The 17096-nt window shown below is 34.3% G+C and carries 14 protein-coding genes and 1 other RNA gene; 1 reads left to right on the top strand and 14 read right to left on the bottom strand.

Translation table 11 applies throughout. The features are described 5' to 3' along the window. Positions 1-3 precede the first annotated feature (3 nt). Positions 4-1323, bottom strand: coding sequence for a TrkH family potassium uptake protein (locus LKV13_RS03680; protein WP_229089475.1), 1320 nt, complete (start codon positions 1321-1323; stop codon positions 4-6). A gap of 73 nt (positions 1324-1396) precedes the next feature. Between LKV13_RS03680 and cyaB the strand changes: the two genes are divergently transcribed. After that, on the top strand, positions 1397-1918 hold the full coding sequence (gene cyaB, locus LKV13_RS03675) for a class IV adenylate cyclase (protein ID WP_255643255.1): 522 nt from the start codon (positions 1397-1399) through the stop codon (positions 1916-1918). On the opposite strand, the gene LKV13_RS03670 is transcribed toward cyaB, so the two are convergent. The 13 genes from LKV13_RS03670 to dnaG all read right to left on the bottom strand — a co-directional run bounded on the left by LKV13_RS03670 (position 1895) and on the right by dnaG (position 17095). Then, positions 1895-3331 (bottom strand): hypothetical protein, encoded by a 1437-nt coding sequence (locus tag LKV13_RS03670; protein WP_229089473.1) that lies wholly within the window; start codon positions 3329-3331, stop codon positions 1895-1897. The two genes, cyaB and LKV13_RS03670, sit on opposite strands and share 24 nt — an antisense overlap. After that, complete coding sequence (gene pgsA / locus LKV13_RS03665; RefSeq protein WP_229089472.1) at positions 3321-3941, bottom strand: CDP-diacylglycerol--glycerol-3-phosphate 3-phosphatidyltransferase; 621 nt, start codon at positions 3939-3941, stop codon at positions 3321-3323. Before pgsA ends, LKV13_RS03670 begins: the two co-directional genes overlap by 11 nt. Position 3942: 1 nt before the next feature. Beyond that, positions 3943-5694 (bottom strand): threonine--tRNA ligase, encoded by a 1752-nt coding sequence (gene thrS, locus LKV13_RS03660; protein ID WP_229089471.1) that lies wholly within the window; start codon positions 5692-5694, stop codon positions 3943-3945. A gap of 135 nt (positions 5695-5829) precedes the next feature. Then, entirely contained in the window at positions 5830-7143 is a 1314-nt protein-coding gene (gene rodA / locus LKV13_RS03655) for a rod shape-determining protein RodA (RefSeq protein WP_229089470.1), read from the bottom strand. A gap of 6 nt (positions 7144-7149) precedes the next feature. After that, on the bottom strand, positions 7150-8949 hold the full coding sequence (gene mrdA, locus LKV13_RS03650) for a penicillin-binding protein 2 (RefSeq protein ID WP_229089468.1): 1800 nt from the start codon (positions 8947-8949) through the stop codon (positions 7150-7152). A 1-nt stretch (position 8950) separates the two neighbouring features. Continuing rightward, positions 8951-9433, bottom strand: a complete 483-nt coding sequence (locus LKV13_RS03645) for a rod shape-determining protein MreD (protein WP_229089467.1) — start codon at positions 9431-9433, stop codon at positions 8951-8953. Beyond that, positions 9430-10275, bottom strand: a complete 846-nt coding sequence (mreC, locus tag LKV13_RS03640; protein ID WP_229089465.1) for a rod shape-determining protein MreC — start codon at positions 10273-10275, stop codon at positions 9430-9432. The genes LKV13_RS03645 and mreC overlap by 4 nt, the downstream gene beginning before the upstream one ends. A gap of 2 nt (positions 10276-10277) precedes the next feature. After that, positions 10278-11327, bottom strand: coding sequence for a rod shape-determining protein (locus LKV13_RS03635; RefSeq protein ID WP_229089462.1), 1050 nt, complete (start codon positions 11325-11327; stop codon positions 10278-10280). 10 nt (positions 11328-11337) lie between these two features. Continuing rightward, complete coding sequence (locus LKV13_RS03630; protein WP_229089461.1) at positions 11338-12306, bottom strand: tetratricopeptide repeat protein; 969 nt, start codon at positions 12304-12306, stop codon at positions 11338-11340. A gap of 16 nt (positions 12307-12322) precedes the next feature. Continuing rightward, positions 12323-12664: RNase P RNA component class A (gene rnpB / locus LKV13_RS03625), an RNA gene on the bottom strand. Between the two features lie 12 nt (positions 12665-12676). Further along, positions 12677-13435 (bottom strand): zinc ribbon domain-containing protein, encoded by a 759-nt coding sequence (locus tag LKV13_RS03620; protein WP_229089459.1) that lies wholly within the window; start codon positions 13433-13435, stop codon positions 12677-12679. Between the two features lie 8 nt (positions 13436-13443). After that, positions 13444-15327 carry an RNA polymerase sigma factor RpoD gene (gene rpoD, locus LKV13_RS03615; RefSeq protein WP_229089456.1) on the bottom strand — a complete coding sequence of 628 codons (1884 nt, stop codon included), beginning with the start codon at positions 15325-15327 and terminating at the stop codon, positions 13444-13446. Next, positions 15320-17095, bottom strand: coding sequence for a DNA primase (gene dnaG / locus LKV13_RS03610; protein WP_229089452.1), 1776 nt, complete (start codon positions 17093-17095; stop codon positions 15320-15322). The genes rpoD and dnaG overlap by 8 nt, the downstream gene beginning before the upstream one ends. Position 17096: the final 1 nt, after the last annotated feature.

The following is a 17096-nucleotide window of genomic DNA, read 5'->3' as shown; positions in this document are numbered from 1 at the left end:
TATTTAACCCACTAAGATATCCTGTCTTGGTCTTGTAAACTCTTCAAAACGAGATCTCCGTGAAACAAAAATCGCCATAGAAAAAAGACCTATTCTACCCGCAAACATAGTAAAAATTATAATTATTTTACCCAAATATGACAATTCTTGAGTAACGCCTACCGAAAGCCCAACAGTACCAAAAGCAGAAAAAACCTCATATCCCAAGTCAATTACTTTCCAATTACCTCCGCCCTCAGTTGCAAGAAGCATGAAAAATGAAAAACACAGAATAAAAACAGCCCTTGTGAAAAATAAAAGAGCGAACCTAATGCTATCAATTGATACCTTATACGATCCTATAATATAGCCATTACCATCTTGGGTCTTTATTACCGCAAGAATAATTAAAAAAAATGTAGTTATCTTGATTCCTCCAGCGGTGGAGCCCGGAGCACCCCCAATAAACATGAAAGGCAAGGTAATCATCTGAGTCCTACTTGTAATAACAGAATTTTCAAGATAACTAAATCCTGCTGTTCGAGTACTTATTGAATAAAATATTGAATTTAATATGAGAGTTCCAAGCGAATAACCTTCATCCAACTTATGAATTTCAGACAAAAAAAACACGACCGCTCCAAAAAAAATCAAAAAGAAACTAAAACTAAACACGACCTTAGCATGAAGAGATAGTTTTTTTTTGTCTCTGACGGTATTAGTAACATCCCGATATACCATAAATCCAAGTCCCCCACAAATAACCAAAACAGCAACGACAACTATCGCCTCAGGTACCTCCCGCCAAGCATAAATACTCTCAGAATGCATAGAAAACCCCGCATTACAAAATGCTGAAACCACAGTAAACAGAACTTCAAACAACGAAATCCTAACACCTCGAAATTTAAAACAAACTAATATCAATATTAGTCCAATCAGCTCAATTAAAAAAGTTACAAGAAGTATACTTTTCAAAATCTTAATGGGATTATACTCAATATTTGAAAGAGAATATTGCTTAATGATTCTAGCATCCGTCATTTTCAACTTGCGCTTAGGGATAAGTAAATAAAAGGTAGTAATAGTTATAAACCCAAGACCCCCAAATTGAATTAACAACATTATAACAACAAACCCAAAAGTAGAAAAATTTTCTATCCTAACAGTAGCAAGTCCCGTAATACTAACAGCGGATACAGACGTAAACAGAGCATCGATGTATTCCAGTTTTTGGTCTCCCTTCCAAGAGATAGGCAACGACAACAAAAGAAATCCAAAGAATATAATTAATACAAAATAACTAAAAAGGAGGAATCTATCACTAAACCCAAACTTTAACATAGGATACAAAGACACTACTTAAATCTAACTGCAAAACATTGAAATACTATCACAATTTTACTATTTTTAATACATGTTAGAAATCGAGTCTAAAGCCTTCATTCCAAAAGGAAAAGTTAAGAGGATTTTAAAATTGGCCAATCAGAAATTCAAATTTATCAAGAAAGAACTTAAAGAAGATGTGTATTATTGTAACAAAAAAAAAACAATTAGAATAAGAAAGTTTAATTCCTTAACAGACGTTGTAACATTTAAGACCAAATATTTAGACAATGATACAGAAGTTAATAAAGAGATTGAATTTAGAGTTGATAACACAAACGATTTTGTACGGCTTTTAGAAGAAATGGAATTTAAAATTCTGTACAAAAAAATAAAAAAAAGTATAGTTTATAAAAAGGAAAACTTAACTATCGAAATCAATGAAATTGAAAACCTTGGATTCTTCCTAGAAGTAGAAAAAATTATTAAAAATAGAAGCGAACTTGCCTTGGCCAAGGCAGAGATTCACGAAATAATAGAGGATTTTCAATTAGAAAACAATATTGAAAAAAAATCGTATTTTGAACTATTAGGTGATCAATTTAAGATATAAAGTTTTAAGATCTGAGCTCAGATATGACAATATGAATCCTTCTCTTCCGTAGTGTTCAATTTGAGGTCTGACAGCGGATTTCTGAAAAATCTCAGCTCCATTTACAAAATACCAATTATTATCATCAAAATAAATGAGTCTAACATCACTATCATCTTCATAAACCAAGAACAAATTATTTCGATATTCTATAATATCACTACTTATGCCATCTTTTACCTTAATATTTGGACTTATGTTATGCCACTTATCAAATTTCAAGGTAGATACACTAACAATGGGCCTACCTTTTGTCACATAACTTAAAACAACTTGGTTAGAATCAACGTTGGAAAGAATTTTTATAAAATTTGCCTCAATGGCGGATTGCGTATTCGTATTTGCCCAAGACTTACCCTTATCAATAACAAACTCAGACTTCATATGCCCATCTATTTGATAATTATAAAAAATTCCCAAGAAAGGTTCAGAAATAATACCAATGTTTGCAACATCAACATCAGAATTTCCTTTGGAAACGTAAGCACCGTCGGCATTATTCCAAATGCGTCCATATCCTTCATTTGTAATAAAATTTACTTTATATTCTTTTCCAACCTCCCTCAAGTAAGCCAAATACAAATTATCTCTTCTGTCAATACTAATATTTACCAAAAACCCAATGTTATCCTTAAACCTAGGACTAATATCAATCCACTTCCTGCTATTAAATTTCTTAACTATAAGTTCCCTAGAAAAATTATTAGTTCCCCTAGTAGTAAAGGCAACATACAATTCCCCCCCAGAATTGATTGCAAAATCAAAACAAGCAACACCAGTAATATTCTCATTAACGGCAGAATTAATATCAAACCAACCAATATTTTCAATAAATGCAGATATTTTGATATTATCACCCGTTTCCATCTGATAAGCAATGTAAATATTGTTTTTGTGTATTCTTAAAATATACCTTTTAATCTTCGAGTCTAATTTGAAGATTGGAAACTCCCTTAATAAAAAAGTTTTATCTTGCGTTTTTATATTAGATGGATTCGCTTTCAAAGAATTATCACTTATGATTGATAAATCAAGGTCTGTAAGATAAAAATCAATGTCTGAATTCTCAGAAGTAATGTAAATCACCGCATAAAGAACATCTTTCTCTAATTTAATTCTAATATCCCTCTTTTTTACCTTATCTGTTATATAGCTCTTCTTTGCAACATCATAAATCATATAAACAAAATCTGACTTTAAGGAATTATTAAAAGTTAGGATGTAATTGGAAGATTTACCAACTCTTAAATAAACACTTCCCTTTCCACTCTTGCTTGAAATACTTAAAGGAGTTATTTCCGTTAATATCTGCTTCTCTTGAGCATAAGAATAAAAAACAATTAATAATAAAACCAATAGTATTTTAATTTTCATATTTATTAAGATCCAAAAATACCAACACGTAATCAATAAAAGATACAATAACTAAAACGGTAGATACAACGTATATTATTCCGATAAAAAAAGAAAAATTAAAGTTCACATTTAAAACAGACCCTAAATATTTTTCAATCAACACAGTGACTTTTAATTTATCTAGGCTATAAAGAAAAAGACTGGCAAATGTTGCAACAGCATAAAATAACGATTTTAATTTACCCGAAATTTTAGCTTGTTGTACTATGTTAAATTGAATAATTAAATTTCGGATAAAACCAATAGAAATCTCACGATACACAAATACAACAAAAAAATAATAAGGAGTAATACCTTTATAAAAGAAAAAAACAAAATATGTTAAATGTTGCAACACATCTGCATAAGGATCTAGAACCTTTCCCATATTACTAATCAACCCATATTTTCTAGCAATATACCCGTCGACAATATCTGTCATTTCATTCAAAATAATTAAAACCCAAATCAAAATTAAAAATGGATAAGGATCCCAAAAATCCTCAAGGAAAAATATAAACAGTATAATGAAAGACAAAACAATCCGAAAAAAAGTTATTTTATTTGGACTAATTCCAGCATGATTCAACTTACAAAAGCTCCTTGCACTTGATTTTTGATTTCACAAATTCAAAAGCTTCCTCAAGGCCAAGACCATTAATCTGTTCATTAGTTCTAGTTCTAATGGAAACTCCCTTTGCTTTTACTTCCCTATCCCCTATTATAAACATATAAGGAACCTTTTTAACTTGATATTCTCTAATCTTAGCATTCATTCTTGTATTGCAATCATTATCAAGTTTTATCCTAATGCCTTCTTCCTTAAATAAAGAAAAAACCTTTAGTGCATATTCTTCCACAATGTTATTCACAGGGATAATGACTACTTGAAGAGGAGCTAGCCATACAGGAAACGCACCCCCATAATGTTCTACTAAAATTCCAAAAAATCTTTCAATAGAACCAAGAAGAGCGCGATGAATCACAAAAGGTCTCTTTTCCCTACCCTCTTCCGTCGTATAAGTCATTTTAAATTTTTCAGGAAGATTAAAATCAAACTGAATTGTACTCACCTGCCATTCTCTTTCAAGAGAATCTACTATTTTAAGATCAATCTTAGGGCCATAAAAAGCCCCACCTCCATCATCAACCTCATAAGAAATATTAAAATCAATCAAAGCCTCCTCTAATTCCCTTACAGCCATGTCCCAATCATCCACACTCCCAACAGATTTTTCCGGTTTTGTAGAAAGATATGCCTTTAAATTTGTAAAACCAAATTTATTCCACATATAAAGTGCAAATCTTAAGACTTCTTTGACCTCTGTCCTAACCTGTTCATAAGTACATATAATGTGCGCATCGTCTTGAGTAAACCCCCTAACACGCATAGTGCCATGAAGAGCACCTATTCTCTCATAACGATACACTGTGCCAAGCTCAGCCCACCGGAAAGGTAAATCCCTATAAGAATGCCTCCCCTCATTATAAATTGCAATATGAAACGGACAATTCATAGGCTTAACATAATAACTACTCTTATCCATTTCGATCTTCTCAAACATATTCTCCTTATAGAAATCCAAATGTCCAGAAGTTTCCCAAAGCCAAGATTTACCCAAATGAGGCGTAAAAAGGATATCATACCCATTCTTTAGATGTTCTTCTCTCCAAAAATCTTCTACTGAAGCTCTTACTCTGGCGCCATTAGGATGAAACAGTACAAGGCCAGGACCTATATCTTCATGAATGGAAAACAAATCGAGATCTCGCCCAAGCTTTCTGTGGTCTCTTCTTTTTATCTCTTCCCTCAATTTAAGATGCGCCTTAAGCTCTCCCTCATTATTCCACAAAGTCCCATAAATACGAGTAAGCATTTTATTTTTTTCATTACCACGCCAATAAGCACCGGCAATACTGGTCAACTTAAATGCGCTTGGATCAATTTCACTCATATTATCTACATGAGGGCCCTTACAAAGATCAACGAAATTGTGGCTCCTATATATCGAAACCTCTTCTTCAAACCCGAAGTTATTAATTAAATCCGTTTTGTAAGGCTGTTCTTTAAATAAAGAGAAAGCAAGCTCCCTCGTAATCACTTCCCTTACAAAAGAACTACCCGTCTTTAAAATTTCTCGCATTTTTTGCTCTATTAACAAAAGAACATCTTCAGTAATATGATTTTCAAAATCAAAATCATAGTAAAATCCATCTTTAATTGGAGGTCCTATCGCGAGTTTGGTACCTGGAAATAAATCCAGCACCGCTTCTGCCATAACATGAGCGATTGAATGTCTTTTTTTATACAAAATACCATCACTGTCTAAATCTTTACCCATAAATACCTTCTTAAGGCTCAACCTTCTGTGCACGACACACCAAACACCTAACAAAAATACACACAAGGAACCCCCAGATAAAATATACAAAAAAACTTACTAAAAAAATAGACAAAACAAAAAGTACAAAAGCATTTAGTCTACAGTCACTATAGACTCAATGTTAAAATAAAGGGCCATAGCCAGAAAGAAAGTAATACTAGAGGAACCCCCATAGGAGAGAAAAGGCAAAGGTATTCCTGTAATTGGTAAAAGCCCCAAGCACATCCCAACATTAAAAGAAGTATGAAAAAATAAAAGACCCAACACACCCGATAGAACCAAAGACATATATCTATCCCTACTCTTATTCATTATTATTAAAATCCTGAAAAAAATAAGGAAAAACAATATTAAAACTACACCAACCCCCAAAAATCCAAATTCCTCAGCAAGAATTGAAAAAATAAAATCTGTACTCTGAGATGGCACATAATTTGCGTGTGTGTAAGGTCCCTTCAAAAACCCCTTGCCAAAAACACCGCCAGAACCAATAGCAATCTTTACTTGATTTAAATTCCACCCAGCCCCCTTAAGATCAATATTTGGATCCAGGAAGACCAAAAATCTCTTAATTTGATAAGGCTTCATCATCCTAGAAAGAAACCTAGACGAAAGAGCAGCAATTATCAAAATTGAACTCACAAACATAATATAAAAATAAGTAAGTCTAATGTTTAAATTGTATTTTGAAATAAAAAAACCTATAACGGAAGATACAAATACTGAAATTAATACCAAAAAAGCTACTTGAAAATAAAAGTTATTTGAAAAAATTAAATACACTATATTTCCCATCTCTGTCTTATATTCATACCAAACAGGTAAAATTACGAAAAGGAATGAAAGAAAACCCACCAAAGTAAAATACAAGATATAATGCACGCCCACACCAGCAAAAAAGGAAACGAATACAAATATACTCAGGTAAACCACAGCAGTTCCAAAATCAGGCTGTAAAAATACAAGCAAAACAACAGGAAAAATTAAAAGAAAAGCAAAAATAAACCCGCTACCATTATCTCTCCTACTACTGTAAAACTTAGCAAGAGCTAGGATAGTAACGATTTTGCCAAATTCTGAAGGCTGCCCACCCAACCTCCAAATCCCAATCCAAGACCTAGCCCCGTTAACAGTAACACCAAAAAGGGCAGTAAAAATCAAGGAAGCTATCAACAAAAAATATAAAGGGTAAATCATCCCCTGTATGATCTTAAGATCATATCTTCCCATTACAAAGATTAAAAAAAATCCAATAAGAACCCATATAGTTTGTTTAAAATATTCGATTTTAACCAAAGAACCGTTAGAAGCATAATCACTAGAATATATAAGCAATATCCCAACAAAAGATATAACCGCTAAACTAATTAATGCCAAAAAGTCATACCCTTTTCTAAAAACCGCCACTTTACCCTACCTAATGTACCATGGTCTGTATACTTTAAGAATATCCTCATAACTTTGATTAGCAAAAATACCCTGCATGACTAAATCCACCGCTTTAGCAGGCCACATATCAGCGTTACTCCTTCCTTCAACCAGACTAAAAACAATAACTTGTTCACCCGGCGTACCATTGTAAGGCGCAAGCCCTACAAAAGAACTATTCTCAAACCCAATAACACCGGTCTGGCCTGTCCCTGTTTTTCCTCCAACTGCCACTACCCTAGTAAGAACTGAATTTCTTGCAGTGCCATAAGTTATAACACTTCTCATATATTTTTTTAAAAGCTTAAAAGTACTCTTACTAATAAGATTAGTCTTTCTGAGAACCTCTGGGGCATTTTCAAGAACAACCTCATTAGTATTTCCATCCAAAATCCTATTAACAACTCTTGGCTTATAAACGACACCTTCATTTGCAATCATAGCTATCATGTTAGCAATCTGAACAGGAGTGGCATTTAAAAATCCTTGCCCTATTGAAAAATTTACAGTATCTCCACCAACCCAAGGTTGCTTAAAAATTTTTTCCTTCCACGCTGGACTTGGCAGAAGACCTGGCACCTCATTTGGCAAATCAATACCCGTTTTCTCTCCAAATCCATATTCCCTTGCATATTTAAAAATCTTCTCGGCCCCAAGATACTTAAGCCCTAATGTGTAAAAATAAACATTACAAGAATGTGCAACAGCTTCCTCTAAATTGACATAACCATGCCCACCACGCTGCCAGCAATGAAAAGTTCTATTGCCCACCTTAAAATACCCCGGACAATGTATCTTTCTGTCTTTATCTAAAACTTTTTCTTCCAGTAATGCGGTAGCCATGACCAATTTAAAAATAGAAGCCGGAGGATAAACTGACTGCACCGCCCTATTTAGAAAGGAATAATCTTCTCTGGAATACTTATTATAAATATCTCTCATTGAATAATAAGGATAATTATGAAGAGCCAATACACCCCCTGTTGAAGGCTTTAATACCACTACAGTCCCATACCTCTCTCCTAGGGTATTTTTGGCAAGCATTTGAACATCCCTAATAATATTTAACACAATATTATTACCAGGAGTCATATTCTCTATAATAGAGCCACTGTCTATCCTCCTTTCCCTAGAATCCACCCTGTATTTAATCAAGCCTTCCTTCCCCCTAATATAGATATCATAAATTTGCTCAATACCCGACTTGCCTATTGTAGAGTTATTATCATATCCCTTAACATTATAAAACGCACGAAGTTCTCTTTGATTGATCCTGCCAACATACCCAATAGGATGAGAATAGGAATCATCCCCCAAATAATTTCTTTTAAAAGAATATGACCATAAAAGTGCAGGATAATAATTCCTTTTCTCAGATATTCTAAACAACATTTCAGGACTAAGCTCAATTATCTCTACATCTTTAAGATATCCCCTAGGAGCTTCAATTTTAGAAAGAATAAGCCCCCGATCTATTCTTAAAGTCCTTGATAAAAACTCTAGCATCTCTTCTCTATCTTCAAGAGGCATTTCATAGTATTGCTCCAAGCTAATTTTTAAAACAAACGCTGTAAGGTTATTTGCAATAACATTCAGATTTGAATCTAAAATTTCACCCCTTGAGGCATTAATTTTTTCAACCCTAGATAAAAGCACTATTGCTTCTCTATCGTAAAATAAGTGCTTCCCAATTTGCATCTTAAATAAAGTAAAAAGGTAAATAAAAAATACCAAAGATACAAACAATAATCCAAATCTATATCTTTCTTTCAAAATAACCCTCATCTTAATATTCCTCCCTGAAAGCATAAAGATTTCGAGTAAAATAACTTAAAATTGGATACAAAAAATTTATAAATACTATGTTTACAACAATATTAAGATTAAATATTTCGTAATTAAATCCTTTAAGATCCACAAAATCTGATAACACCATTGCAACAAAACAAATTATGAACTTTGAAAAAACAAAAAATAACGTTATACTAAGCATACTTTTGGGAACTAAAATTTTAATTTTTCCAAGTATATAAAATATTAAGACATAATTGAAGACAAAAAATCCAAGCGGCAATCCAGTAAAATAATCCATAATAAGTCCATGCAACACGCTCGAGAACAGGCTTACATTAAAAACAAAATTCAGAGAATTAAAAATTAAAATTATTAGAAATATATCTATCGAAAAGGAAAAATTAACCGCAAAATAATATTGAAAAACTTGACCCAAAAGTACGCTGCTAATATAATACAGAACGAAAGATATCAATCTTGTATCCTCCCTCCTCCCTTCACCAAAAAAACATACTCCAATTTATCCAGGACTATCATAGGTTCCACTTTAATACTTAAAAGAGAATTATATTCAAGAATATTAAAACTAGTAATCTTACCTATGTAAATCCCACCAGGATCTTCGCCAAAACCCGCAGTAACCACAGAATCCCCTATCTTTAAATCGCTTTCAGCCAATTTGTTAACATAATTCATCTCAAGAAACTCCCCATACCCTTTACCCTCCACAAGACCAATAAATTTGCTATTTTGAATTCTTGCAGAAACAAAATTCTCGTAACTGGTCAGGGGCAAAACCCTAGCGGTATGTGCGTAAACCTTAACAACCTTGCCAACCAAACCACTAAACCCATCCTGATAGGCAACAGCCACCATATCTTTTTGAACACCATCATTGTAGCCCTTGTTAATTGCCATTAAAGAAGAAACATTTGAATAATTCAAATAAATTATTTCGGCCGAAACAAACTCGCTAGAATTCGACGAATAAAATCCAAGCTGTTCCTTAAGTCTAGAATTCTCCTGTCTCAGCATCTGAACATTTTGGGTAACTACCTCAAGTTGCTGTATTTTCTTCCTATACTCCTCTATCTTCTCGCCATAGTCCCTATATTCATTCATTGCCTTAAAAACACTGGCAACAAAACAAAAAAAACCATGAATATTATCTTGAACATAAGAAGTCAAGGTAAAAACAAAAAAGTCATCCTTCCCCTTACCTCCATAACCACCCGAATCGTACACCATAAGAACAACTGAAACTACCAGTATACCCAATACCTTAATAAAATTCTTGAACCTAACAAGAAGCTTCATACCTACTCATTAATAAAGCTATATATGTTCTTACTAATATCTATTCTGTTAGCATAATCATAAAACAAGCCCGCCCCAACAGCCACAGAAAGAAGAGGATTATCTGCAACATAAACCGGAACCCCTGTTTCTTTTGATAAAAGTCTATTAAGCCCCTTAAGAAGCGCTCCGCCTCCTGTTAGTATAATACCACGCTCAACAATATCTGTCGCAAGTTCTGGAGGAGTCGCCCCAAGGGTTCTTTTAACCTCATCAACAACAGTACTAATAGGCTCCTTTAAAGATTCCCTTACTTCCATAGAATCAACAATCTGCTTCCTAGGAAGACCTGTAACAGCATCCGTTCCCTTAATATCTATTGTCTCCACCTTCAAATTATGTGTATCCGGATAAACATTACCTATCCTGATCTTTAATCTTTCCGCAGTCTGCTGCCCAATAATGATGTTATGGGCATTTCTCATATACTTTATTATACTCTCGTCAAACTCATCTCCACCGGTTCTAATGGCTCTGCTCACCACCATACCACCAAGCGAGATAACAGATATCTCAGTAGTGCCCCCCCCAATATCACATACCATATGACCTGTCGGCTCGAAAATGGGAATATCAGACCCAATCGCAGCGGCAAGAGATTCCTCAATAACCTTAACCTCACGAGCACCAGCATTCATTGCGCTCTCTTTAACGGCTCTCCTTTCAACTTCCGTAATACAAGTAGGCACACCGATTACCATTCTAGGCTTAAAAAACAACTTCTTTCGAGAAAAAATATAATTTATAAAATACTTAATCATCTTCTCTGTATTTTCAATATCAGCAATAACACCATCGCGAAGAGGCCTCACTGCCTTAATATTCTCCGGAGTCTTCCAAAGCATCTTTTTAGCGTTTCGTCCAACAGCAACAACTCTACCACCCTTAGTAACATCAATAGCTACAACCGAAGGCTCACTCATCACTACACCATAATCCTTGATGTAAACCAAAGTATTACACGTACCAAGATCGATGCCAATATCTATCAAAAAAGACTTAAATAAATTCAAACCAAGCCCCCTAAAAATCTTCTAGGCCAATTCCAAGCCTCTCCCTCGCCTCCTCTAAATAAGGATTAATACTCAACGCTTCTCTCCAATATTTTCGAGCCTTAGGGTAATCTCTATCTCTCCTTCTATATATGTCTCCCATTCTAACATAAACATTAGGATTTAACCTATTAATTTTTAAGACTTTATCATAGCAACTAAAGGCCATACCGTAAGCACCCTGATCCAAGTATATATCCCCATACAACAAATACACCTTCTGCATTAAATTATCATCGTTTTTTTCATTCCTAAACGACTCATCTTCTCCTTTTACAAATTTGTTTATATATTCAACACTCTTGTCAATGTTTCCTATTTTGTAATTAATATATGCCAAGTTCCAAAGAACAAGATCTGACTTATTTTCCTTATAAGCTCTAGTAAAAAACGTCAAACTGGATTTATAGTCTTTTAAAAGCTGGTAAGAGTACCCTAAATATTCAAAAATATCTTCCTTTATGCTCATAAAATCAAAACTATTTAAATGTAAGGCCTTATTTAAATACTTAACAGAAAGCTCACTGTAATACTCGCCCTTATGAGAATAAGCTTTACCCAAAATATAATAGAGTGAACTCATAGGAATATCGTCATTTATTGACATCAAAAACCTTAGCCGCTCTATTGAATTATCCAAAAAACGGGTTCTCAAAGAGCTATCATTTAGCATTAAGGAGTAGTAAAAATACGAGAACCCAAGAAGCAAATTCAAATTAAAATCAAACTTGTTTGCCTTAAGACCATTCTCAGCATAATCAATTATTTCCTTATACTCTTTATTCTCCCAAAGGGCAAGCAAATTTACCTCAGTGGGCCCTGCTCTTAAATAAGAATTGGAGAAAGCCTTAAAATAAGACAGGACGTGAAAAATAAATAAAGAAAGCATTAGAACTACAAAAAAACAAAAAGCAACACGCCTTACATACCCTACTACCATAAAACTCCCTACAAAAATTAAGTTAATACCCATAAGCCGAGTTCTGTACTACGTCATCATCTATCTTGTTTTTCCATCACTGGAAAAATCATGCAATCCACCCGCAAGTTCCCAAGAGCAAGGAAAACCTGCATACTTGATTTTGCTCCTAATGAGGTTTGTCCTGACCTTATTTATCACTAAATAAGCGGTGAGCTCTTACCTCACCTTTTCACCCTTACCCTAAGGCGGTAATTTTCTGTGACACTCTCTTAAGTCTAAAACCCCTAGGCATTACCTAGCATCATGCTCTTATCGGAGCTCGGACTTTCCTCCTAAAACACCTCAACGTAAATTAGGCGATGACTGGGTATTAACTTAATATAAATTCTTACTCAATAAGATCCGCTAAACTTCCAGGCATCATTCCCAAGCCAACCTCAAACGCCTCCTGATAATAAAGTATTCTACTACAATAAGGACAAAACTTAACATCATCGGGCTCACGCCTCACCTTGTTTGCGAACTCAACAGGAAGTATCATGTTACACCCCTTACAAACATTTTCAACCAGAGGAACAACCCCACTAGATTTGTTCCTAATAATCCTCTGGAATTTAAACAAAAAATCCTCATCCATTCTAGAAGCATACTTCCCCTCCTCATCTGTAATATCAAGAAGTTTTTGTTTAACACTTAAAAGCTCCTCCTCAAGATTAGCACTTTCAGTGGCATAAATACTTTGCTCACCCTCAAGCTTACCCTTTAACTCTGTTATTTCTCTATCCACCCTTGTCTTAAGGCCAGTAACATGTGTCATCTTTTTCCTAATAGCAACCTCATCATCAATAATAGCCTGCAACTCTTTCTCAAGAGCCTCATATTCTCTTTGAGTCTTAATACTATCTATTTTTTCCTCTGCTTTAGTTTTTCTCATATTAATGTCCTGAATGCCCAATTTCAAAGACGAATCTTCTTTCTGACACTCTTTAAACTTGACCTGTAACTCATTAAGTACTCCAATAAGCTCATCAATTTGAGATTTCTTAACCTGTAAATACCTAGGAATACTCTTTTGCCTTTCTTCAAGGCTAAACTTAGCCTTGTATATGCCTTCAAGGTTTTTTAATATATCAATATTACTTTCCACACCCCCCCCTAATTTAAATCTTCTAAATAATCTTTAAGTTTCTGAGTCTTCTTAGGATTTTTAAGTCTCCTTAAAGCCTTAGATTCAATCTGCCTAATCCTTTCCCTTGTAACATTAAAATGAAGCCCAACTTCTTCAAGAGTCAAAGAATAACCATCCTCAAGCCCAAATCTCATCTTAACGACTTCCTGTTCCCTCTCCGGAAGAGTACCAAGAATTGATCTTATTTGATCTTGTAATACTACAAAAGACGTATGCTTTGCTGGATTTTTTATTGCCTTGTCCTCAATGAAATCGCTCAGAACAGAATCTTCTTCTTCCCCGATTGGAGTTTCAAGCGATACAGGTTCCCTTGAAACATTCTTAACAGTCTTAACCTTTTTCAGTTCCCACCCAAGTCTAACCGCAAGCTCCTCGTCTGTTGGATCTTTACCTAAAACCTGCACCAAATATCTTGTTTCTCTATTTAACCTATTTATTTGCTCAATCATATGTACAGGAACACGTATCGTACGTGCCTGATCCGAGATTGACCTTGTTATCGCTTGTCTAATCCACCACGTAGCATAGGTCGAAAATTTAAATCCCCTCTTATACTCAAATTTTTCAACAGCTTTAATTAAACCAATATTGCCTTCCTGCACAAGATCGAAAAAATGCAGTCCCCTATTAGCATACTTTTTAGCTATACTTACCACAAGTCTCAAATTAGCCTTAATCAACTGATCCTTCGCATGTTGCATCATCTGCTTCCCCTTAATAATCTCTTCCGACATCCGTATTATCCTATCTACTGGGTACTCATAATACATCTCAATTCTTTCAAGCTCCTTTTGCGTAAGCTGAGCTTCTGTAATCTGCTCTTTAATAAGATCTTCTCGCATATTTAAACATTTTTCTATCTTCTCCCGTCTCTCAGGGATAGCCAAATCCCTGCCAAGAATCCTAAGATTCCTAATTTTATCCACCTTCAATCGATCTAATATGGACTTCTGCTGTCTCTTTAGATCCCTTATCTTACTGGCAGAATCAATATAATCATCTGAAAAAACCCTCAATTCTTCCTGATACAAAGGAACAGATTTAAGAATTTCTTTTATATCAAGTCTTTCATTATTAACGCTTTCCTCAAAGATATCCTCCCCAAGCTCGTACAATTTATGCTTATTTTCAATATAACTTACTATACGATCCTGAAAAGGTTTTAATGCGGCTTTATAAAAAGAAGTGATTCTTTTTTTTTTGTTATAGTAATCCGCATTATTATCCTTCTCCCTTTCCTTTTCCCTTTTAAAAAACTCTTCCCTATCTCCTCTTGAATAAATAGCATTAATCAAATTATAGTAGTTCTCTATAACAAGGCCCTCGCTCTTAAGAATGTTTTCAATTATAGACTCCCCAGAATCCATTTGTTTTGCAAGTTCAACTTCCTGATTTCCGGTTAATAAAAATTCCTTTCCTATTTCCTTTAAATAAAGCCTTATTGGATCCTCAGTGTTGTTATCTTTTAACAATCCGCTTCTAATACACCCTGAAAAATCTTCCTTTTCTAAAATATCGTCAAATTCTTCTAACTTATCATCAGCCTCATCATCACAATCACTTAAAACCATAAATTGACTATCCATTTTACTCACTTCTTCTAACTCAGAATCACTGGCATCAGAGCTTCCAGATTCCACTCTTTTATCAATCAAGCTTACTCCCTCATCTTCAAGTATCTCATAAATAAAATCAATGTTTTCAGGTTCCAACATATCTCCTGAGAGTAAGGTAGACAAATCCGAAAAAGTAACCTCTTTCCTATCCCCCAAATACTCTAATATGCCCCTTATTACTTTCGCATTCTTTTTCCTAAAACACTGCAATTCTTTGCTCTCCATGCTATCCATCCAAATATATCCTTAAACTCTCTCTTTGCATATTCAAAAACATTAATTCCCTTATTTGAGTCCTAGCATCTACCAAAGAATTAGGCCCGATCATCTCCTTAAAGGCCAAAACACGATCTTCCAATTTTCTTTTCTTGATTGCAAATAAAATCTGCATAACCATCTCATTATCTACTTCAAATTCTATCCCCAACATATCTTCAAAAAAAGTTTCACTGACGCCATACTTATCCTTTAAAAGCTCTTTTAAATTAAGCAATGAAAAAATCTCATCATTGTCAAACAAGTTTTCAAAGCACACAAAAACCTTCCTCACATCAACGTCATGCAAGTCGCTATCACTAATATTGCGCCTCATTATATTAAAATAATTAAAGTCTTTCAATAAGGCGATCACTAAATACCTCTCATATGTATTTGGTTGATAAGAAGATGCACTTTTCCTAGAATTCTCAATTGCATTTCTTTCTCTAACATCATAGTAATCCTGTCTTAAGGTCTCCAATCTAATACCAACCTTACCTTCTAGTTTCTCTAAAAGAATATCTCTTTGCGTATTAGTGCTTGACAGGCTTATTAACTTAATAAAGATACTAATCATAATATTTAAACTCGACGTTTTACTCAAATCATACTTAAGAGAATATCTTTCCAAAAGATATTCAAACGCATCACACTCATTACCAACTAAATCTCCCAGATAAGACATCCCTCTACTTTTTAAAACATCTGCAGGGTCAAACCCATATTCCATCTTAATCACACTCACATCAATACCAAAGGGCAAACAAACTTGATATGCCTTAAAAGTAGCTACAAGTCCAGCATCATCACCATCAAAACATATTGTTATTTTATCAGCATACCTCCTAATTAAAGCAAGATGCTCCCTCGAAAAAGATGTACCGAGCGTAGACACCGCAATCTTCACGCCGGCTGTAAAAAAAGAAAGAACATCCATATACCCCTCTGTTAGTATCACCGACCTACTTTCCTTAATCGCAGAGAAACCCTCATAAAACCCATAAAGTAACTCTCTCTTCTTAAAAAGATCCGTTTCGCTCAAATTGATGTATTTGGGCCCGTTACCCACACCCAAACTCCGCCCCCCAAAACCCACCACATTCCCCTTAAAATCTCTGATCGGGAAAATCAGTCTACCAGACAAAATAGAAAACCTTTTCCTTTTCTTTGAAAAGAAACCACTTTTGACTAACAGCTCAGCAGAATATCCTTCTGAAATCAAAAAATTATAAAAACTAAATCCACCCTCCACATCACATTGCAAATACCCAATATTGAATAAATTAACGACTCTCCTTGATATACTCCTCTCTTTAAGAATATAATTCAAAACTTTCTTATTATTACAAAAAGAAGATAAAAAAAAACTAACCAACCTAGAATTTAAGCTGTATATTTTCGAAACTATTTCCCTATTTTGAGCTCTGTCCTTAACATAACCATCGGGTCTCTTAATATCCTCATACAAAATTCCCACTCTGCTACACAAAGACTTAACAGCATCATTGTAGCTAAATTTCTCAATATCCACCAAAAACTTTATAACATCCCCACCTTTTTTACACCCGAAACAATAAAAAAAACCTTGAGAAGGATTCACAAAAAAAGAGGCTGTTTTCTCTGCATGAAAGGGACAAAGACCCTTATAAGACGATCCTGATCTGACTAGCCTAACACGCTCCCCTATAAAATCGACGATATCTACTCTACTTTTAATCAAATCTATAACTTTAGCATGCTCCATG

Origin of the sequence: Candidatus Borrelia undatumii (genome assembly GCF_020882015.2) — a bacterium.
Taxonomy (GTDB): domain Bacteria; phylum Spirochaetota; class Spirochaetia; order Borreliales; family Borreliaceae; genus Borrelia.
Note: the sequence above shows the minus strand (reverse complement) of the source record. Positions and strands in the feature narration are given on the sequence as shown.

Coding starts and splice junctions, on each gene's coding strand:
- LKV13_RS03680 (WP_229089475.1), bottom strand. CDS start 1,323: ATGTTAAAGTTTGGGTTTAGTGATAGATTCCTCCTTTTTAGTTATTTT.
- cyaB (WP_255643255.1), top strand. CDS start 1,397: ATGTTAGAAATCGAGTCTAAAGCCTTCATTCCAAAAGGAAAAGTTAAG.
- LKV13_RS03670 (WP_229089473.1), bottom strand. CDS start 3,331: ATGAAAATTAAAATACTATTGGTTTTATTATTAATTGTTTTTTATTCT.
- thrS (WP_229089471.1), bottom strand. CDS start 5,694: ATGGGTAAAGATTTAGACAGTGATGGTATTTTGTATAAAAAAAGACAT.
- mrdA (WP_229089468.1), bottom strand. CDS start 8,949: ATGAGGGTTATTTTGAAAGAAAGATATAGATTTGGATTATTGTTTGTA.
- mreC (WP_229089465.1), bottom strand. CDS start 10,275: ATGAAGCTTCTTGTTAGGTTCAAGAATTTTATTAAGGTATTGGGTATA.
- LKV13_RS03630 (WP_229089461.1), bottom strand. CDS start 12,306: ATGGTAGTAGGGTATGTAAGGCGTGTTGCTTTTTGTTTTTTTGTAGTT.
- rpoD (WP_229089456.1), bottom strand. CDS start 15,327: ATGGATAGCATGGAGAGCAAAGAATTGCAGTGTTTTAGGAAAAAGAAT.
- dnaG (WP_229089452.1), bottom strand. CDS start 17,095: ATGGAGCATGCTAAAGTTATAGATTTGATTAAAAGTAGAGTAGATATC.